This is a genomic window from Paenibacillus oryziterrae (assembly GCF_042610485.1).
Taxonomy (GTDB): domain Bacteria; phylum Bacillota; class Bacilli; order Paenibacillales; family Paenibacillaceae; genus Paenibacillus_AQ.
Window position 1 is genome coordinate 40,423 of sequence record NZ_JBGJZO010000015.1, and the last position, 20,215, is coordinate 60,637.

Below are 20,215 nucleotides of genomic sequence, written 5' to 3' on the forward strand. Positions count from 1 at the left end.
TGCTAGTTTCAAATATTCTAATACATAAAGAAGGTGCTGAGTCTTGAAAGTTCACGTTATGGATCTTAAACCCGGTGATCGTCTTCTGGCAGATACGTTCAACAAGGTAGGTCTGCATGTGCTTCCGCAGGGGACAATGGTAAGAACTGTGGAAATCGCACTTCTGATTCAGCATAGCATAGATTATGTTGATATTGAGAACCGTACGGTTACCGCGCTCAGGGAGAGCGCTACATTTCAGCAAAGTCTGCTTAAGGGGAATTTAGATAGTGCGCTGGAAAGTTACGAATCGATATTTGTAGAAGCATTAACAACCGGACAATTCACTCAATCTATGGTGGATGATGCATTAAAGCCCCTTCTGGAGAGCCTGGACAAACAAAGGGATGTGGTTTCACTTCTTCTTATGCTCGGGTTGGAAGACACAACTATTTACAATCATTCTTTACAAGTCGGTCTGTTGTCCTTATATCTAGCGAAATGGCTTGGATTTACCGGGGAGGAATGCATGGAGATTAGCCGTGCGGGATACTTGCATGATATCGGTAAAAGTCAGGTTGAACCGTCTATTTTGAATAAACAAATCTTAACTCCTGAGGATCAGGAGGAGCTAAAGCGGCATACCAATTACGGGTATGAGGTTATCTTGAAATCGATGAAAGATAAGACTACCGCTCTGGTGGCGCTTCAGCATCATGAATTTGAGGATGGCACGGGTTATCCGAAAGGCATTAATCATCGGGAGATCCATTCATATACCCGCGTAGTTGCCGCAGCCAATATCTATGTTGGCTTAGTAACCTCAAGAAGCTATAAGAGCAAGCAAAGTCTGATTACCGTCTTGAGACAGGTGGAGGAGCTTGGATTCGGGAAACTTCACGCCAAAACGGTACAGGTGCTTATCCGCAACCTGCTGCCAAGCTTTATCGGTAAAAATGTCCAGCTTAGTAATGGAGAAAAGGGAATCATTGTGATGAACAATCCCACTGATCTGTTTAAGCCGCTGGTTAAGGTGGAGAACCAGTTTAGAGATCTGTCAAAGGATCGCAAGATAACAGTTGATGAAGTATTCATTTAATTAATCCGATAGATCGTAATCATAAATGGAGTACAGCGCTGAAAAAGCAGTCTGTACTCCATTTTTTATGAAAAAGAGGTCAGTTAACAATACAAATTCGGCTATTTCATCAGTTGTAATTTTTTGGTTCTCATAATCTTTAAAATTTTGTTTATAAATAACTAAGAATTTTGACGACTTATGTCGAAAAAAGAGTTATAAGAGCAAATCAAGGGGGAGGTATGCAAATGCAGATTAAAAAAGGGCAAAGAAGAAAGTTGAGTCTTACTACGCTGCTTATCGGCCTGGTATCCCTTGCTGTATTGCTGACCAGTTCCATTCTTCTGATTGCTTCTTATGAATCCAAGCGGGAGTCCCTGATCGATACGACCCTACATTTGAACTATTCCAATGCTAATAAAATGAGCCAAACGATTGATTCTTTATTCCGGTCAATGAGGGCTAGTCTGATGAGCTCTGCTGAATTCTTCGCCGAGAAGAGCAGTATGACACAGGACGAAAGAAACAATGCATTAGAAATGATTCGTAATAGCAGCAATTACTTCAATTCGATGTTGATTATTGATGAGAATGGAAAGCTACAAAATGTGGATCCGGGAAACCTGGTAACTGTTGGCGTATCTATTAATGAAATAACAGGGCTTGAAGTGAATATGTTCAAGGAACCCTTTCTTTCCGAGCCGTTCATCGCTTCCACCGGACGGTTAATCGTATATATGAGTCAGCCTATACTGGATAAATCCGGAAATTACTTGGGAGCTATCGGGGGTACGATTTATCTTCACGATCGCAATATATTGACCATGATATTTGGCAGTGACACAAGAGACGAACTTGGATCTTATTATTATGTGGTAGGTTCCAACGGCAACTTGATCTTCCATCCCGATAGCAGCCGTATCGGAGAGGATGTGAACTCTAATAGTGTAGTTCAGAAACTTGTGATGGGTAAAAGCGGTGAGGAGACAGTCATAAACACGAGGGGAGAGAAAATGCTGGCAGGGTACTCCAGTGTTCCCACGAGTGGCTGGGGTGTAGTTATGGTCTCGCCGGTCAGTGTGATGCAGCAGCAATTAAAGATGCACATTAAGTCTATTTTGTGGTTTATGCTGATTCCTTTTGTGATTTTACTGCTGGGTGTAATCTTGATTGCGCGCGAGTTGGCGAGGCCCTTTGCCGATTTGGCCAATCTAGTGAGTAGGATCGATAAAGAAGACATCGTACTTCATGAGAAGAAACCCCACTGGAACCGCGAGGCTGATTTGTTGACTTCAACTGTACTCATGGCTATTGCTGATTTTCAAAAGCATGCGGATCTGTTAACCCAGGAAGCACAAACCGATTCACTAACCGGATTGTCCAATCGGCGTAACCTTGAGAATACAATGAACCAATGGATTGATGACGGGTACTGTTTCTCACTGATCGTAATGGATGTCGACAAATTTAAAGTTCTCAACGATACTTACGGGCATCTTTCCGGCGATGATGTATTAAGGCATGTAGCACGTGTAATCACGGCATCTGTTCGCCCGGGGGATATGTGCTGCAGATATGGCGGGGAGGAATTTGTTATTCTGCTGGCTAATACCACAGCTATGGAAGCCTACAGGGTAGCCGAAAGAATCCGCAAAAAGGTGTCGATAGAAGAGATGGAAGATTTGATGCAAGTAACCGTATCCCAAGGTATCGCCCAATTCCCAGTTCATGCGGAGACCTCAGAATCGTTGTTCCAATTAGCAGATCAGGCCCTTTACCATGCGAAAGAAACCGGAAGAAACCGCACGGTGGTTGCTTCCCTGAGGAATGAGCGTTAAGTCCGGTATCCATAAAAATAACTGTTTTGAAAAAACCTGCACCTGGGCATAAGCGGATACATATCCTATTCCAAACAAGGGCAGCCATTGCCCATTACGGAAGGGTAGGAATGTACCGTGACCTCTTATATGGATTATACTTCACCTCAAACGCAATTCACTTACGATTTAAGCTGCAATACCGTCTTTAAAAAGGATCCCGCTAACTTCTTGAACGAGCTGTCCATCAAACAGCTAAATACACTGGATAACCTCTCACTGCTGGATATTTACCTCAGTAAATCAAATGTGGTCGAGCCGCATTATCATCAGAACGCTTCGGAACTGGTCTATGGGATTTGCGGTTCGGCAGTAGTGTCTCTTCTCAATCCATTCACCAAAGAACTGCTGAATTTCCTGCTATGCCCGGGTCAGGTTGTGAACATACCGCAGGGCTGGTGGCATTATGAAGTGGCTACAGTGGATCATACGCATTTACTGGCGATCTTCAATGCGCCTATTCCCGAGACCATCTATGGCTCAGATATCCTGAGTTTAACACCAGCTAATGTACTTGCTCACACCTACTGCCTCGATGAAACCAAGGTAAAGGAAGCCTTAGCACCGATTAAAGAAACCACTGTAATCGGCCCACCTGTAGGCTGTTGTGAACCAGGTAAGGCACACGGCGCAATGAATGCAATGCCAATGGGTGCAATGAATGCAATGCCACAGCCTTATTATATGATTCCGCAAATGACAACAGGGTATGGATATGGAGCGGCGTCTATGCCAGGCTACTTTGCTCAAGGTTATGCCCAGCAATACCGGCAGCAGCCTTATGTCCAAGAGCCGTACCGCTCGAATCCAGGTGATCCAGAACAATAAACAGAAGCCTCCCGGCTACATGCGCCTAATGCGCAGGCTGGGAGGCTTTATTTACTTTAGAGGAGAGGCATTATTCTGCACCATTGACCCGGACAAGAATCCGGCCAAGTGTCTTGCCTTCCAGAATATCCGCCAGTGCCTGCGGCAATTGTTCCAGTGTAACCTCACGGTCTACGAGAGTTTCAAGCCGCTCAGGCTTCAGATCGCTAGCCATACGGGTCCATACCTGTTGTCTAGTCTCGGCGGAACAGTATACAGTATCGATTCCAAGCAAATTCACACCGCGAAGAATAAACGGCATCACTGTCGTTGGAACTGAAGTTCCTGCCGTTAAGCCGCTTGCGGCAACAGAGCCTCCATAAATAATTTTGCTTAACACTGCAGCAAGAGGGCTTCCGCCAACGGAATCGACGGCTGCTTGCCAGAGCTGTTTATCCAGAGGTTTAATGGCAGTCCCGGTAACCTCTTCTCTGGAGATGATTTCTGCTGCTCCCAGATTAGTCAAGTATTCGGCAGCTTCCGAGTTACCGGTGCTCGCAACTACGTCATAACCTTTTGTGCCAAGCATGGCAATTGCCGCTCCACCGACACCGCCGGTTGCGCCCGTTACTAATACCTTGCCTTTATCTGCTGCCAGACCATGCTCCTCAAGTCTTTGAATCGATAAGGCGGCAGTAAAACCGGCAGTTCCATAGATCATGGCCTCTCTTAGAGTCATGCCCTCCGGAAGCGGTAGTACCCAATCAGCCGGAATACGTGCATATTCACTATAACCCCCGAAATGGGAAACGCCGATTTCATTCCCGCAAGCAATTACTTTCTGTCCTTCATGGAAGCGGTCATCGCTGGACGAAATGACGATGCCTGAAATATCGACACCGGGAATAAAGGGATAGGTTCGAAGAATTTTGCCGTTTGGAATGCTGGCTAATCCGTCTTTATAGTTGACGCTGGAGTATGCTACTTTAATTACAACTTCTCCGGCAGGCAAATCCTCAAGTTTAACGGACTGAAGGGCGACTGAGAAAGTTGAATCTGTCTTATCTACTACCAAGGCTTGAAATGACTCTGTCATGAAGGAAGCTCCTTTTTACCAAATAGTGTGTAAGTTCTTTATATAGTATTTATTCTGACTGGTCAACTTTTTTCTGTCTATGATATAATGGACATTATTGACATAAATAGCGGAGGTATTATGGTTCGGTACAAGAAATCCGAGGAAAAACGCAAGCAAATTCTGTTTGCCGCTTTTGAGGCGCTTTCCACGCTCGGGTATGATTCTGTAACCCTGCAGGTTATTGCCGACCATGCGAAGGTCAGCAAAGGTGTGGTCCATTATTACTTTGAGAACAAGGAAGCGGTACTGGTGGAGCTGCTGGAGTGGCTGACTGCCAAAATATTCGAGAAGGAATATGCTGCAGTGCAGAAACAAACTACAGCAACCGGCAAGCTTCGGGCGTATATCGATTCCGCTTTTGTATCACCCGAGAAGAACAGGTCCTTTTACAGGGTGTACTTGGATTTCTTAGCCAAGGCGAGCCGAAATGAGGTCTATAGGGAGATCAATCAGCGGTTCTATGATAACTGTGCAGCGATAAGCAGGGAAGTTCTCAAGCTAGGGCAGGAAGAAGGAATTTTCTCCAAGGAATTGCTGCCTGAGAAATCGGCTCCAACCATCCGCGCCATTATTGATGGCTGCCTGATTCAGTGGCTGATGACGGAACAGGATGAGCTTCATGCCGATTTTAAAGAATCATGTTTCACAGCTATAATGAAGGTACTGTGCGATTAATCACTTTTATTTCCCAGAAAATAATAGTTAGCGGAGAATATTATTGTTGTCGAAAGGACCGATCATGAAGTCGAGAATACATATTTTGGGAGCTTCTGGCGTGGGGACTACGACTTTAGGCAAGGAGTTAGCCAAGATGTTGCCTCATGTTCATGTAGACAGTGATGATTATTATTGGGAGCATAAATATACGCAGCCTACAGAGGTTGAAGTGAGGCTTAACCGGATTCAACGTGATTTGCGTGACCGGGAGCCCTGGATTCTGTCCGGTGCGGTTTGCGGCTGGGGAGATGGTCTACGCCCCCTTTTTGATCTTGTTGTCTTCTTGTGGATTCCGCAAGAGATCAGGCTGGAACGTTTACGGGCAAGAGAATATGAAAGATATGGCGAAGATATTCTGCCGGGCGGAAGCAAATATGAAGAGGGACAAGCTTTTATGGAGTGGGCTGCTTTGTATGATACGGCCGGGCTTGAGGTCAGAAGCAGGACGCTGCATGAGGAATGGATGTCCCGGCTGGAATGTCCTGTTGTGCGCTTAGAGGGAGATTTCAGTGTTATGGAACGTGTCCAGGCAGTGCTGGATTGTGTGAAGAAGGGTTAGAGTTAAGCAGGATACTACAACTGAAGGAAGGGTTATATTCATGATCACTATTCAGGAAGTTGGACTTGAGTCGCTGGAAGCGCTAAATGATTTGTACAGTGAGTTGATTGACAGACGTACGGATCCCTTGAAACTGGAAGAAGCTTTTAAGAGTATCAAGGACGATGCCCGCTACAGTGTAATTGGTGCCTTTGTCGATGGTGAACTGCTGGGCTCTGTCATGGGCATTGTATGTCAGGATATCGTCGGCGATTGCCGGCCGTTTATGGTTATTGAGAATGTGGTGGTTTCATCCCGGGCACGCCGTCAAGGTGTTGGCAAGCTCTTAATGAGAGCTATCGAGCAGATTGCTCGGGATAAAGATTGTTATTACATCATATTGGTCTCCAGTGAACGCAGGAAGGATGCGCATGTCTTCTACGAGTCCTTGGGTTTCCGGGATGAGAAGGTAGAGGGTTACCGCAAGCATTTGATATCTCATTAGTACATAGCGATCATAACAGGATGGGATAGGTAGATATTCAGGGCTCCGCAGATGCGGAGCCTTTTTCATTTTCACACACTTTTCATACAAAGTTGTCCCTTTTTTACTATATTCTCTTCCTATACTTGGGCTGTAAGAACACAACAACTGAAGGAGAGAATGACGATGAAGAAGAAAATTGCGGCAATGATGATTGGTTTTATGATGGTTGGGGGAATGGGGAGCGCATTCGCGGCGGAAACGGCTACGGTGCCAGTCAAATCCAAAGTTGAGGAGAAGGCGACGATTAAGAAGGAAGCGGCTGTGGTGAAAGTGCGCGAATATAATGCAGATCTGCATATTATCAACGGCTTGCGTGCCGAGCGTCTCCAGTATAAATCACAAGTAGTTGCTAAACAGGATGTGATTCTGGATTTGACCCTGGCTGCAAAGGATAGCGGCAATGATGAAGCGCTCGAGGCTGCTAAAACGATTCAGGCTGATATCAAAGTGTTGAATCAGGCGAACGGAGATCTGATGGAACAATTTGCGAGTCATTTGTCTGCATTCCGGACGGCGAACAAGGATAATGATACAGCTCTCGCTCACAATGAGCTAAGTGAAGCAAGCGCGGTGCTCTCGGAGGTTAACGCAAATTTGAAGCAGAAGATTGAACTTATGGATGAAGTGATCTCTGTATTGGAATAAAGGATAGCTTGTATTAGTACAACAGTGTGGTTAAAGGGAGCAGACGGGTTTGGCGGTCGGCTTCCTTTTGTTAAATGTAGAATCTAGTTTGTTCACATATTATTTATCCTTGAGAGCGGCATCCGATGTAGTGATATAATATTGGATATATGGGGGGATGTTGCCGTTGAAGCATATTTTTGTGGTCGATGATGAGAAAAGTATACGAGATATTTTGTGCAAATATATAGAGAATGAAGGTTATAAAGCAACGGTATTTATGAACGGTGAGACGGTACTTACAGAGCTTGGACGGCTTCGTCCGGATCTGCTGGTTCTCGATATTCAGATGCCTGGCATCAACGGAATTGAGCTGTGCAAGGAAATCCGGCGTACCAGTGATATTCCGATTATTTTTGTTACAGCCAAAGGGGAAGAAATGGACCGGGTCCTGGGACTAGAGCTTGGGGCCGATGATTATATGACCAAACCGTTCAGTCCGCGGGAGTTGGTGGTGAGAATCAAGAATATTTTACGGCGATTGGATAAAACGGTTCCCTCCACAGCCATTCAGCTGCAGGATTTAATGTTGTATCAGGACCGCCGCTTTCTGGAAAAGGATGGCGCAGAAATACGCTTAACCGTGAAGGAGTACGAGTTGTTCGAATTTCTTGCGGTTAACCGTAATTTACCCTTTACCCGTGAACAGCTGCTGACGAGGATATGGGGATATGATTCCGTTATAGAGGACCGTCTGGTGGATGACCTGGTGAAACGGGTCCGTAAGAAGTTAGCAGCTGCCGGGTCTACCGTCCAAATAACTACAGTTTGGGGGTTCGGCTACCGTCTTGATACGTAACCTGAGAATTAGTACGAAGCTTCAACTGAGTAATCTTGTCCTTATTTTGACTCTGGTCGTTGTAACAGCAGTGTCCTTTCGTATTCTATCCCAGCGTTATTTGATTCAAGAGGCAAGGCAGCAGTTAACACAGGAAGTTAATCAGCTGTTCAGTTCCTTGTCAGCGGGTGACTTATTGTCAGTAAACAGCTTAGCGGAGCGTGTGGAGCGGAGAAAAGAGTTCCGGCTAGCTGGAAGACTACTCGATACCAAGATTATTGTGCTTAACAAAGCTGGACGGGTGCTCTACAAGAACACCACTCTGAATGATTCCGATATGCTCGACATGCGGGCAGGAAGGATACCGGATGGTTATCTGATTGAGCGTAAAGTGATACAAGGGGCTAACGGGGCCGTAAAAGGTGAAGTCGTAATGGGCATCCAAATCGCCGATATTACGGGGATTAATGGTTTATTTCTCCGCGCTCAACTGGTCAGTATGGTTCTTGGGGGGCTGCTCGCTCTTCTGATCGGTTATGTACTCGGGAAAAGTCTCTCCAAACCACTGGCCCATCTGACCGCAGGCATGAAGAACTTCTCCGTGAAACGGGAGCAAAATGATCTTGCTTCGGAAGTGAACAGCGGGGATGAGATCGGCGAGCTGTCAGCGTCTTTTATGGATATGGCTGAGAAATTACGCAGCAATGATAAATTACAGACTGACTTTCTTCAAAATGCCTCGCATGAACTGAAGACGCCGCTGATGGCGATCCAGGGAAATGCAGAAGCGATAAAGGATGGAATCGTCAAGGACGGTGAGATGAATGCCAGCCTTGATGTGATCATTCATGAATGCCAGCAGCTCAAAACTTTGGTGGACGAAATGATTTATCTGACACGGCTGGACCGGGTGAAGGATGTCTATCATTTTGAGCAGGTTGAGATAGGTGATGTAATTAGTGAAGTTACTTCAGGACTCGAGGGACTCGCGTTACAGGAAGGAATCAGCTTATCGGTAAAAGGCGACCTTGCAGCGGTATGTACTGCCGATCGTGATAAATTGAAGCGGGTCTTCGTTAATATTGTGGGTAATGCAATCCGTTATGCGCGTTCCAAAGTACAATTGAAGGTGATTCCGCAGGGTGATAGGGTTGTGATCACGTGTACCGATGACGGTAAGGGGTTTAAACCTGGTGAGGAGAAGCTGGTGTTTGAGCGGTTCTACAAAGGCGAACAAGGTGGCACCGGCATTGGCCTTGCGATTACGAAGGCTATTGTACAGGGGCATGGTGGAACCATCGAGGCTTCGTCACCGCTTACCAGCGGGGCTAAGTTTGAAATTATACTTAGAGTTTGAAATCGTGCTGAAACGTGAAATCTAGTTAAAAACAGCTGGCCTTAAACAGTTGCTCTTGGGGGACTGCCCTATAAGGCGGCTGTTTTTTTGTGCTGCAAGACGCGGAGAGGGGTAACCGCAAGTGCCTTTGAAAGGTAAAAGTCCCGTTCATTTCAGTGGGCCAGGCTGTGTACCAGGAATGATTGCTGAAATCTGCACTCACCAGACGCCGGGTTGACCATCGCCGCCATAGCACACTATAATCCCATCATGACGATGAAAGCGCATTATGCCAGAGATACAGAAAGCGGGGGTTACCTGTGAACCAGCTACATCAGTTGAATCAGCTGTGCAAGGTTATTATTGTCGATGATGAAATTTTAGTCCGTCAGGGCATCAAATACGTGCTGGATTGGGAGCGCGAAGGCTTCAGAATTGTCGGTGAGGCGTCCAACGGCCAGGAGGCACTGGATCTGATCCGGAGTCTCAAACCCCACATTGTTATTACCGATATCGTTATGCCGGTGATGGATGGCGAAGAGCTGACGCGGATCGTCAAGAAGGACTTTCCGGAGATCGAGGTCATTGTCCTTAGCAGTTTCAGTGAATTCCATTATGTCCGCTCCACCTTTCAGAACGGAGTGGCCGATTATATATTGAAACCGAAGCTGGAGGCCGAGAGTCTGCTTAACGTCCTGAAGAAGACTATGGGCAGAATCCCTAGCCTTGCTCTGAATGAATCCGCTGAAAACGTGGAGCAAGCCCTATTCTCAGTAGATTCTGCGCTTAGCAGAGTTGTCTCTGGTTATGATACGAAAGCCGATTACGAAGTGCTCCGCGGCCATTTTCCGCATGAGTTGTTTTATTATTTCGGTGTTGATCTGAGACTGCCGCCATCCTCTGACGGAATGTCCTTAGAATGGCTGAAGGGAACAGTCACAAATGAGCTTGGGCAGCGTCTGTCAGGTACAATACTGCAGTTGATTCCAGGTGAACCGGGTAAATTATTGTTCCTGCTGAATCTCGCAGAGGCCTCGAAAGGAGAAGCCTCAATAGCTATCAGGGAGCTGGCTCAAGACCTGTCAGAGAGTGAGACTGAACTACGCTGGTCACTCAGTCGAGTCTTCCGGGATTGGGGTGAGGCCGCTAACGTGTATCAGGAGAGTTATCAGAAGCTGCAGCAGTACCGGTTCTTTTTCCCGCACAGCGTGCTTTTGATCCACGATGATCTACCGAAGCAGCCCTCCATGGAGGTTGACCGGTTCCAGATGGCTCACTTCACAGAGCAAGTCAAGCGACTGCAGCTGGAGGATGCGTTCTCCGATTTAAGAGCCCACGTAGACATGATGTCCCGGCAGTATGAAAGCGATGTCTTCCAGTTTAAATCCTTCCTGGGGAATATCATCTTTAATGTGACGAACCAGTTTAACCATATCAAGGCGCTGGAGGAGTCGAAATATGCGTGGTTCCGGGCAGTCGACGAGGCGCAGGATGTGGAAGAGGCAATTAACATACTGGATTCGTTCATGGATCAGGTCATTCAGCACACGAATGCGGTCAGCGGATCCCAGAGCGGCAATGCGAACATGAAGCGCCTGTTGGATTATATGGAGGAGCATTATGCAGAACCGTTGAGTTTGACGGAGCTTGCCCGCCATTTCCACTTCAACCCGTCGTATTTATCCAGCCTCTTCACCGCGCAGAGCAAGGAAGGCTTCAAGGAGCATCTGAATAAAATCCGTACGGATAAAGCGGCCGAGCTGCTGCGCGGAGACGATGCCCCGATTTCGGATATCAGCAGTATGGTCGGATATGGGGACCACAGCTATTTCTGCAAGGTGTTTAAGAAATACACGGGGCTGTCACCGAGCCACTACAGAAGGCAATATTACGGTCAGGAGTAGACTGCCATGAAAGCTTTTATGGAGCGATACAAATTCCACAGCCTGTTCATCAAAATATTCATTGTCATGGTGATCAGCATTATTGCCGTCGCGATTTCTGCTTCCTGGACGACCGTCCGCATGTCGGAGCGGCTGTTCATGGAGACCTTCAGCATAACAAACTCCAAGGTAATCAATCAGATTAAGGCTAACTTTGAGTCGTTTCATTACTCCATCGTCACCGCGACCAACAATACGCAGCTAAGCGGTACGATCAAAAGCTTCCTGTCGGAACAGGATTCCAATTCTTCCCGGGTGCTGCGGACCTACTACAATATGACGACCCAGATGAAGCGGATCCAGTCTAATGTGGATGCGTATCAGGTTGGCGTCAAGATCATGGGGGAGAACGGGCGGAGTTACTCCACCAACACAAATAACTTGCTGCTGACGGACAATAAGCTCAAGGAGCATAAGCTGACGTTAAATACCCTTGCGGAGCCGAAAAGGCTGATGTACCAGTTCTATCAGGAGAGCAGCACGAAATCCTCCACCAAGGAAGCTGTGATTGTGGCCAGTAAGGCATTGATGGAACGGACGACAGGCGATATCTACGGCACCCTGTATATCACCATTCAAGAGCAGGCGTTCCGTTCGTTCTACTCCAGTATCTCCAGCAACGGCAACGATGTGGCGATCCTGAACAAGGAGGGTCTTATCGTGTCCAGCAACCGGGATGATCTTCTGGGACAGCAGGCCGGAGATTTGCTTCAATATGCCAAAGAGATTGAAGAGGGCGGACTCGATTACAAAAGCGTCGATTTTCAGGATAAGGACGTCATTGTTCTCGCAGATTATCTCTCCTCTTATGATTTCTACATTGTGAACATTATCGATAAGCGGACGGCGCTCGGGCAGATGATCAACACCCGGACGGTAGCGTTAATCTGTTCGGCCATTGTACTTGTTGCGCTCATCGTTGTATTCCTTATTTCAAGAAAGCTTACTCGTTCCCTGACTTTGCTCACCCGCCAGATGTCCAAGATTACGGAGCGCAATTTCCATAACTACATCACCGTCACCGGAAGCTTTGAATTTCAGGAGCTTGGACATGCTTATAATTATATGCTCGATGAATTGAACGATTATGTGGAACAGCTGGTGACGACGCAGAAAGAGCAGCGCAATGCCGAGCTCGCCGCACTTCAACAGCAGATTAACCCGCATTTTTTATATAACACATTGACTTCAGTTAAGTTTCTGGTTCAGCAAGGCAGTAAGGATAAGGCGGTACACACGATTCATGCCTTGATCTCTCTGCTGCAGAATGCCCTCAGCAACGTCAGTGAGACGATTACCGTATCCCAAGAGCTGGACAATCTGAAATCCTATGTGTTCATCAACCATGTGCGGTATGGCGAGCGGATTAAGGTCAATTTTTTTGTAGCCCCGGATACGATTCAATACCATGTACCTAAGCTGATCATCCAGCCGTTTATTGAGAATGCCTTCTTCCATGCCTTTAACCGGAAAAATGAGGGGTATATCCATGTGCTGATCTCGCGGGACAACGGGTCTCTACTGTGCGAGGTAGTCGATAACGGGGACGGGATGGAGAACGGGAACGCGGAAATTCAGCTCTCCGGGCCGGAAAGCAAACTCCAGCTGTTCACGGGAATCGGGATTAAAAATGTCCATGACCGCATTGTTCTCCTCTATGGCGAGGAATACGGGGTAACCATCGTCAGCCGCTTGAATGAAGGGACGACCATCCAGATCCGCCTGCCATTAATCCTAACGTGAAAATAATACAAATTTCAAAAGAAAGAACAAATGAGGCAAAGCGAGCGCTTACAAAGAGGCGATATTATGACAAATGAGCATAAAGTTCGTTCTAACGATGCCCCATTTCGCGATGGTAAGATGAATATGTAATCAGGAAGCGCTTACAGTGCCATCCGATCAAGAGTACAAAAGGGGAGGAAAACAATGAAAAAGAGCTTTGCACTATTACTGATTTGCATCTTGCTCCTTACCGCCTGCAGTTCGAATTCAGGGAATTCCAACACGGCGAACAACACCTCGAATTCCGGCAATTCGGGATCGAAACCCGCCCAGGCCAAAGAAATTACCATATGGGCTTGGGACCCGGCCTTCAACATTGCTGCGCTTGAGGTGGCTAAAGAGGCTTATGCCAAAATTAATCCGGATGTCAAAGTGAACATCATCGAGTATGCCCAGAACGATATCATCCAGAAGCTGAATACCGGACTGAACTCCGGTACAACCAAAGGACTTCCGAACATCGTACTGATTGAAGATTACCGCGCACAAAGCTTCCTTCAGTCCTATAAAGATTCCTTCTATGATTTGAGCAATTCCATTAAAGGCACTGACTTTGCAGATTATAAAAGCGGCCCGACGAGCCTTGACGGCAAGCAATACGGCGTTCCGTTTGACTCCGGCGTAACCGGACTGTATGTCAGAACCGACTATCTGGAACAGGCTGGATATAAGCTTGCCGATCTGCAGAATATCGATTGGAAGCAATATATTGAAATCGGCAAAAAGGTCAAAGAGAAAACAGGTAAAGCCCTGATCACTCTCGATCCAAATGACCTTGGCATCATCCGCATGATGATCCAATCCGCCGGCACCTGGTATTTGTCGGAAGACGGCAAAACACCTAACATTGTCAATAATGCTCCGCTTAAGGAAGCTTTCGAGATTTATAAAGAGCTGACAGAATCTAATGTAGCCAATGTCCATGCGGACTGGAGCCAATTCGTGGCTGCACTGAACAGTGGTGATGTGGCTTCCGTGCCTACCGGTAACTGGATTACACCTTCCATCAAGGCAGAAGCTTCCCAATCCGGCAAATGGGGCATTGCTCCAATTCCAACACTGACAGTTAACAAATCTGTACATGCAACCAACCTTGGCGGCAGCTCATGGTATGTGCTGAATGTAGATGGCGCGGAGACTGCAGCTGACTTCATGGCTAAAACCTTTGGTTCCGATACCGAAATGTATCAGAAGCTTCTGACAGACATCGGAGTGATCGGCACATTCAAAGCAGCAGCAACCGGCGAAGCTTACAGCCAAGGCAATGAGTTCTTCGGCGGCCAAAAGATTGTCAGTGACTTCGCAGCATGGACCGAGCAAATTCCTAGCGTGAACTATGGTATCCATACCTATGCGATCGAGGATATTCTGATCGTTGAAATGCAGAACTATCTGAACGGCAAAGATATTGACAGTGTACTCGCCGATGCGCAGGCACAAGCGGAGTCACAGATTAAATAAGCGTAATCTCTCACAGCAAACCTTGGGCGTAATCAGCTACTCCGGTGGTCGGGGAAGGCGCGGCGTCCAAGGTTTTTTTACAAATATCTGAAGGGGTTGGGCCGGTGTGAAAAATACAAATTCAAGCATGAGTATCCGCCGTAAACATGCACTAACCGGATGGTCCTTCGTCCTGTTATCCGTGCTTCTGATCGTAATCTTCTATTTCTACCCGATGATTCAGGCGTTCATCATGTCGTTCCAGACGGGAACCGGCAGCAATCTGGAATTTACCGGCTTTGATAATTACAAACGGCTGTTCGAAGATGCAATGTTCCTTACCGCAGTAAAAAATACGTTTATCTACCTGCTGGTACAGGTACCAATCATGATCATTCTGGCGCTGTTTATCTCCGTACTGCTCAATGACAGCAAGCTGAAGTTGAAGGGATTCTTCCGTACGGCGATCTTCCTGCCTTGTGTAACCTCTTTGGTTGCGTATTCCGTAGTATTCAAATACTTGTTCGCAGGCAATGGTCTGGTGAATACATTTTTGATGAATCTGCATCTCATTGATACTCCCATCGGCTGGATCACCGATCCGTGTTGGGCCAAAATTACGATTGTTATTGCGATCACCTGGCGGTGGACCGGATATAACATGATTTTCTATTTGTCGGCACTCCAGAATATTGACAGTTCTATCTATGAGGCAGCCAGAATTGATGGGGCTTCAGCCACGCGGCAGTTCTTCGGGATTACCGTTCCATTGCTCAAGCCAATCATCCTGTTTACCTCCATTACGTCAACGATCGGTACCTTGCAATTGTTCGATGAGGTCATGAATATTACCAAAGGCGGGCCGGGTAATGCCACGCTTACGATCTCGCAATATATTTATAACTTGTCCTTTAAATATTCGGCGGACTTTGGGTATGCCGCAACGGTATCCTATTCGATCGTCATCATGATTGTCTTGCTTTCGTTCCTCCAGTTCAAAGTGGCAGGTGATAAAAATGGCTAAAAGCAAACGGTTTTTTACCTATCTGTTTCTGAGCATCATTGCTTTTGTATCGATTTTTCCGTTTCTGTGGATGGTCATCAGCTCCACGAACAAGTCGGTGGATGTCACCCGGGGCCGTCTGCTGCCCGGAACCTATCTAATCGAGAACTTGCGCAAATTGCTGGATACGACTGATCTGCAGCTGTCTCTAATCAACTCGGCAAAAATCTCGATCACTACCACCGTATTGGCGCTGCTTATTGCCTCCCTGGCCGGATATGGATTTGAGGTCTTCCGCAGCCGTTCCAAGGACATCGTGTTCAATATTCTGCTGCTCTCGATGATGATTCCTTTTGCAGCGATGATGGTGCCATTGTACCGGATGTTTGCTCAGGTATCTGATGCTATTCCGTGGATAGGAATCGATACCATGGGTTCCGTTATTTTACCTACAGTGACCACAGCGTTCCTGATTTTCTTTTTCCGGCAGAGCACAAAGATGTTCCCGAAAGAGCTGCTGGAAGCTGGACGGATGGATGGGCTGGGTGAACTGGGCATTTTCTTCCGCATCTATCTTCCTACGATGAAGACGACATACGCCGCAGCTGCGATTATCACCTTCATGTCCAGCTGGAACAACTACTTGTGGCCGCTGATTGTTCTTCAATCGCCGGAGACGAAGACGATGCCGCTGCTCATTTCGATTTTGGGTTCGGGGTACGCGCCGGACTACGGCATGATCCTGATCGCCATTGTCATCGGCACCCTGCCGACCGCTCTCGTATTCTTCCTGATGCAGAAGCAGTTTGTGGCTGGTATGATCGGGTCGGTAAAATAAGCGTATTTTGTTGTTAGCGTGCTGGGTGAATCGCTGAAGGAATCATTGTCAGAGATTAACTAACTTAAGTCAAAAGCATCTGCTCAACATGGTCACTACACGGTAAATTTGGACTTACGATCGCTGTTATCTTCGGATTTCCTGAATTACCCTTTTCAAGGGTGAAATCCGAAGATAAAGGCGAACGCTGACGCTTCTCCAGTTCCAAATTCCCTCTTCGTTCCTTTGTTGAACCATTAGTTATAGAATAAGTACAAGAATCTTAAACATCGTAAACTGCAGCAAGTGCTGGCAGCACGCTAAAGACGAAATGCCTTATTTTAAATGTAAAATAAGTTGTGAAAAGATTAAATAAGAGACGACGTGAGTGACGCAGGGGAATTTTGGAACTGTAGGAGCGGTAGCGCCCGCCCGAAAGCTTTCCGAAGGAAAGCTCGCATCGGAAGCATAAGCTGTCTCCGGATTTCAACCGCGATTAGCGGTTCAAATCAAGAAATCTGGAGACAACAGCGGCCGGAAGTCCAACATTCACCGGAGTTACGATTTAACCGTCTATAAGGATTTTATGAGATTCACACTATCAGCAGGGAGGGAATCAAGTGGCAGAGAGAGTACCCAGCCCGGAGTGGCTGGAGGATTTGAGTGTATTTGCAGTGAACCGCCTGAAGGCGCATTCGGATCATAAATATTATGAAAGCGTGCAGGAGGCGGAGCGGGGAGGGGCTATGGCTATGCGCCATAGTCTTTATGGCAGCTGGAAGTTCAGCTACGCGGTGAATCCGGCTGGCCGGGCGGCTGATTTCTATAAGGAATCTTATTCGGTCGAGGGCTGGGGGCATATTCAGGTTCCTGGTCATATCCAATTGCAGGGCTACGGACAAATGCAGTATGTGAACACGATGTATCCCTGGGATGGACATGAATATCTCCGGCCGCCAGAGGTTTCGAAGGATCATAATCCGGTAGGCAGCTATGTGAAGACGTTTACCGTTCCAAGCCGGATGAAGGATCGTCCGCTGTACATTTCTTTTCAGGGTGTTGAATCAGCTTTTTATGTCTGGCTTAACGGCGAATTTGTGGGCTACAGCGAGGACAGCTTTACTCCAGCCGAGTTCGATCTGTCCCCTTATGTGAAGCCTGAGGGCGAGAACAAGCTGGCGGTGGAAGTGTATCAGCGGAGTACCGGCGGCTGGCTGGAGGATCAGGATTTCTGGAGGTTCTCCGGTATTTTCCGCGAAGTGTATCTCTACACGGTTCCTGCCCTTCATGTCAGTGACTTGTTTCTGCGTACGGAGCTGGATGATGCGTACCAGAACGGTGTGCTGGCGGTGGATATGATGCTGGAAGGCAAGGGTGCCGGACAGGTGAAGCTGGATCTGCGCAGCCCTTCTGGGCAATCCATTGCTGCAGCCGAGGCAGAAATTCATGGCGAAACGCTGGCTTTGTCCCTGTCGGTGAAGGATGCGGAGTTGTGGAGCGCAGAAATTCCTAACCTGTATACGCTGTGGATCACTGTATACGACGAGCAGGGTAATCTCATCGAAGTCATTCCTCAGCGCACGGGCTTCCGCAAGTTCGAAATGCGGGATAAGATCATGCACCTTAACGGTAAGCGTATCGTATTCAAAGGCGTTAACCGGCATGAATTCAACTGTCGTAGAGGCCGCGCGGTTACGCGGGAGGATATGCTTTGGGATATTATGACGCTGAAACAGAACAATATCAATGCTGTGCGGACCTCGCATTACCCGAACCAAAGTGAATGGTATGAACTGTGTGATGAATACGGGGTTTACGTGATTGATGAGATGAATCTGGAGACACACGGTTCCTGGCAGAAGATGGGGGCGGTTGAGCCGTCATGGGTCATTCCCGGCGACCGTGCGGAGTGGCTTGATATTGTGATGGACCGTGCCATTTCAATGGTGGAGCGCGACAAAAACCATCCATCGATTCTTATCTGGTCCTGCGGCAATGAATCACATGGCGGTGAAGTAATCTATAAGGTATCTCAATACTTCAAGGAGAAGGATCCTGGCAGACTGGTGCATTATGAAGGTGTGTTTCATGACCGCCGATTTGATGCTACAAGCGATATGGAGAGCCGGATGTATGCGAAGGTCGCGGATATTGAGGACTATTTGCGCAACGATCCGCAGAAACCGTTCATCAGCTGTGAATATATGCATGCCATGGGCAACTCTCTCGGAGGAATGAGCAAGTACAGTGAGCTGGAGCGGAAATATCCCCTCTATCAGGGAGGATTCATCTGGGATTACATTGATCAGGCCGTTATGAAAAAAGACCGCTTCGGCAAGGAATATCTTGCGTACGGCGGTGACTTTGGCGACCGGCCGACTGATTACAGCTTCTGTACGGACGGTATTGTGTATGCGGACCGGAAGCTGTCGCCGAAGATGCAGGAAGTGAAATTTCTTTATCAGGATATCAAGCTGGTGCCGCAGGAGACTGGAGTACTGATTCGGAACGAAGGTCTGTTCCAGGGAACAGATCATTGTGAACTGCATTACAGCTTGGAGAATGCTGATGGCGTGTTGTACAGTGGCAGCACGGAAGTACAAGTGACAGCGCAGTCCGAACAGCTTGCAGCGCTAGACTTCGCAGGCATCCATTCTCCTAGTGGCAGTGAATACTGGATTAATGTCTCCCTGCGCCTTAAGAAGGCTACACTTTGGGCAGAAGCGGGCCATGAGGTTGCTTTTGGACAAACGGTCTTTGCTGCTGCAGCCAAACATGAATCTGTTCCATCAATGGATGCTGTTGTTCCTGAGCGGGCACTGCGGATTATTCACGGCGATGTGAATATCGGGGTAAAAGGCGAGAATTTCAGTATTCTCTTCTCCAAAGCAGCAGGAAGCTTGGTATCGCTGAATTACTCCGGCAAAGAGCTGATCTCCTATCCGCCTGCGCCGCTCTTCTGGAGGGCCGCCACGGATAATGACAAGGGTACATCTCAAGGCTTCCACGCCGGTGCCTGGTATGCTGCCAGCCTTATGCCTAAGTGCACGGGGGTACAGACAACGGAAGAGAACGGGCTGATCAAGGTCACCTTCGATTACCGCCTCAATATCAGCCAGGATGTGAAGGTAACCGCAAGCTATAAGGTCTATCCGGACGGAAGTGTGGCGGTTGTCTCACGTTATGAAGGTGCCGCAGGACTACCTGAGCTCCCGATCTTTGCACTCACCTTTAAAATCCCTGCGGAGTACAGCCATCTGGACTGGCTTGCGCTTGGACCGGAAGAGAATTATTCGGACCGCAGTCATGGCGCAAGACTCGGCTTCTTCAGTACGGAAGCTGCTGACAGCCTGTCCGGTTATGTCGTACCGCAGGAGTCCGGTAACCGTACCGGAGTTCGCAGGGTCAGCGTAACAAATGACGAAGGTGCTGGTATTCAGATCAGTGCTCCTGCCGCTCAGCCATTGCAATGCCGGATATCCCCGTACACGGCATTTGAGCTGGAGAACGCCAATCACCACTTTGAGCTGCCATCGGTTCATTATACCGTTGTGACCGTTGCCGGCGAGCAGATGGGTGTAGGCGGAGACGACAGCTGGGGAGCCCCGGTTCTTCCGGAATACCGTATTGCTTCTGACGGTGATCTGGAGTTCAGCTTTGTAATTTCGAGAGTCTAGCGATTACTTTTTGGTAATTAGAACTATAGAATGTTACAGGGCCGGGCCTGCAAGTAAATCTTGCATCCCGG

The 20,215-nt window shown here is 47.6% G+C and carries 16 protein-coding genes; 15 read left to right on the top strand and 1 reads right to left on the bottom strand.

The features are described 5' to 3' along the window. Positions 1–43 precede the first annotated feature (43 nt). From ACAN55_RS16000 to ACAN55_RS16010, 3 genes are all read left to right on the top strand, one after another. Entirely contained in the window at positions 44–1,078 is a 1,035-nt protein-coding gene (locus tag ACAN55_RS16000; protein WP_379134755.1) for an HD-GYP domain-containing protein, read from the top strand. A gap of 227 nt (positions 1,079–1,305) precedes the next feature. Beyond that, positions 1,306–2,895 (top strand): sensor domain-containing diguanylate cyclase, encoded by a 1,590-nt coding sequence (locus tag ACAN55_RS16005; RefSeq protein ID WP_379134758.1) that lies wholly within the window; start codon positions 1,306–1,308, stop codon positions 2,893–2,895. Positions 2,896–3,024: 129 nt separating this feature from the next. After that, a complete protein-coding gene (locus ACAN55_RS16010) occupies positions 3,025–3,762 on the top strand; it encodes a cupin domain-containing protein (RefSeq protein WP_379134761.1) in 738 nt (245 codons plus the stop codon). Between the two features lie 70 nt (positions 3,763–3,832). Here the strand turns inward: ACAN55_RS16010 and ACAN55_RS16015 are convergent, their stop codons facing one another. Further along, positions 3,833–4,837, bottom strand: a complete 1,005-nt coding sequence (locus ACAN55_RS16015; RefSeq protein WP_379134764.1) for an acrylyl-CoA reductase family protein — start codon at positions 4,835–4,837, stop codon at positions 3,833–3,835. Between the two features lie 120 nt (positions 4,838–4,957). Between ACAN55_RS16015 and ACAN55_RS16020 the strand changes: the two genes are divergently transcribed. From ACAN55_RS16020 to lacZ, 12 genes are all read left to right on the top strand, one after another. After that, positions 4,958–5,554, top strand: coding sequence for a TetR/AcrR family transcriptional regulator (locus ACAN55_RS16020; protein WP_379134767.1), 597 nt, complete (start codon positions 4,958–4,960; stop codon positions 5,552–5,554). A 64-nt stretch (positions 5,555–5,618) separates the two neighbouring features. Then, on the top strand, positions 5,619–6,155 hold the full coding sequence (locus tag ACAN55_RS16025; RefSeq protein WP_379134770.1) for an ATP-binding protein: 537 nt from the start codon (positions 5,619–5,621) through the stop codon (positions 6,153–6,155). A gap of 40 nt (positions 6,156–6,195) precedes the next feature. Next, the gene (locus ACAN55_RS16030; protein WP_379134773.1) at positions 6,196–6,639 is read left to right on the top strand and encodes a GNAT family N-acetyltransferase; all 444 of its coding nucleotides are present in this window, start codon (positions 6,196–6,198) and stop codon (positions 6,637–6,639) included. Positions 6,640–6,804: 165 nt separating this feature from the next. Then, positions 6,805–7,326: a hypothetical protein gene (locus tag ACAN55_RS16035; protein WP_379134776.1), complete on the top strand. Its 522-nt coding sequence runs from the start codon at positions 6,805–6,807 to the stop codon at positions 7,324–7,326. 166 nt (positions 7,327–7,492) lie between these two features. Then, positions 7,493–8,164: a response regulator transcription factor gene (locus tag ACAN55_RS16040; RefSeq protein ID WP_379134779.1), complete on the top strand. Its 672-nt coding sequence runs from the start codon at positions 7,493–7,495 to the stop codon at positions 8,162–8,164. Then, on the top strand, positions 8,154–9,500 hold the full coding sequence (locus ACAN55_RS16045; protein WP_379134781.1) for a sensor histidine kinase: 1,347 nt from the start codon (positions 8,154–8,156) through the stop codon (positions 9,498–9,500). The genes ACAN55_RS16040 and ACAN55_RS16045 overlap by 11 nt, the downstream gene beginning before the upstream one ends. Before the next feature lie 299 nt (positions 9,501–9,799). Next, positions 9,800–11,383 (top strand): response regulator transcription factor, encoded by a 1,584-nt coding sequence (locus tag ACAN55_RS16050; protein WP_379134784.1) that lies wholly within the window; start codon positions 9,800–9,802, stop codon positions 11,381–11,383. Between the two features lie 6 nt (positions 11,384–11,389). Continuing rightward, positions 11,390–13,165: a sensor histidine kinase gene (locus tag ACAN55_RS16055; RefSeq protein WP_379134786.1), complete on the top strand. Its 1,776-nt coding sequence runs from the start codon at positions 11,390–11,392 to the stop codon at positions 13,163–13,165. Positions 13,166–13,351: 186 nt separating this feature from the next. Further along, positions 13,352–14,668, top strand: a complete 1,317-nt coding sequence (locus tag ACAN55_RS16060) for an ABC transporter substrate-binding protein (RefSeq protein WP_379134790.1) — start codon at positions 13,352–13,354, stop codon at positions 14,666–14,668. 127 nt (positions 14,669–14,795) lie between these two features. Continuing rightward, positions 14,796–15,671, top strand: a complete 876-nt coding sequence (locus ACAN55_RS16065; RefSeq protein ID WP_379134793.1) for a carbohydrate ABC transporter permease — start codon at positions 14,796–14,798, stop codon at positions 15,669–15,671. After that, positions 15,664–16,488, top strand: a complete 825-nt coding sequence (locus tag ACAN55_RS16070) for a carbohydrate ABC transporter permease (protein ID WP_379134795.1) — start codon at positions 15,664–15,666, stop codon at positions 16,486–16,488. Before ACAN55_RS16065 ends, ACAN55_RS16070 begins: the two co-directional genes overlap by 8 nt. Positions 16,489–17,087: 599 nt before the next feature. Continuing rightward, the gene (lacZ, locus tag ACAN55_RS16075) at positions 17,088–20,144 is read left to right on the top strand and encodes a beta-galactosidase, LacZ type (protein ID WP_379134797.1); all 3,057 of its coding nucleotides are present in this window, start codon (positions 17,088–17,090) and stop codon (positions 20,142–20,144) included. Positions 20,145–20,215: the final 71 nt, after the last annotated feature.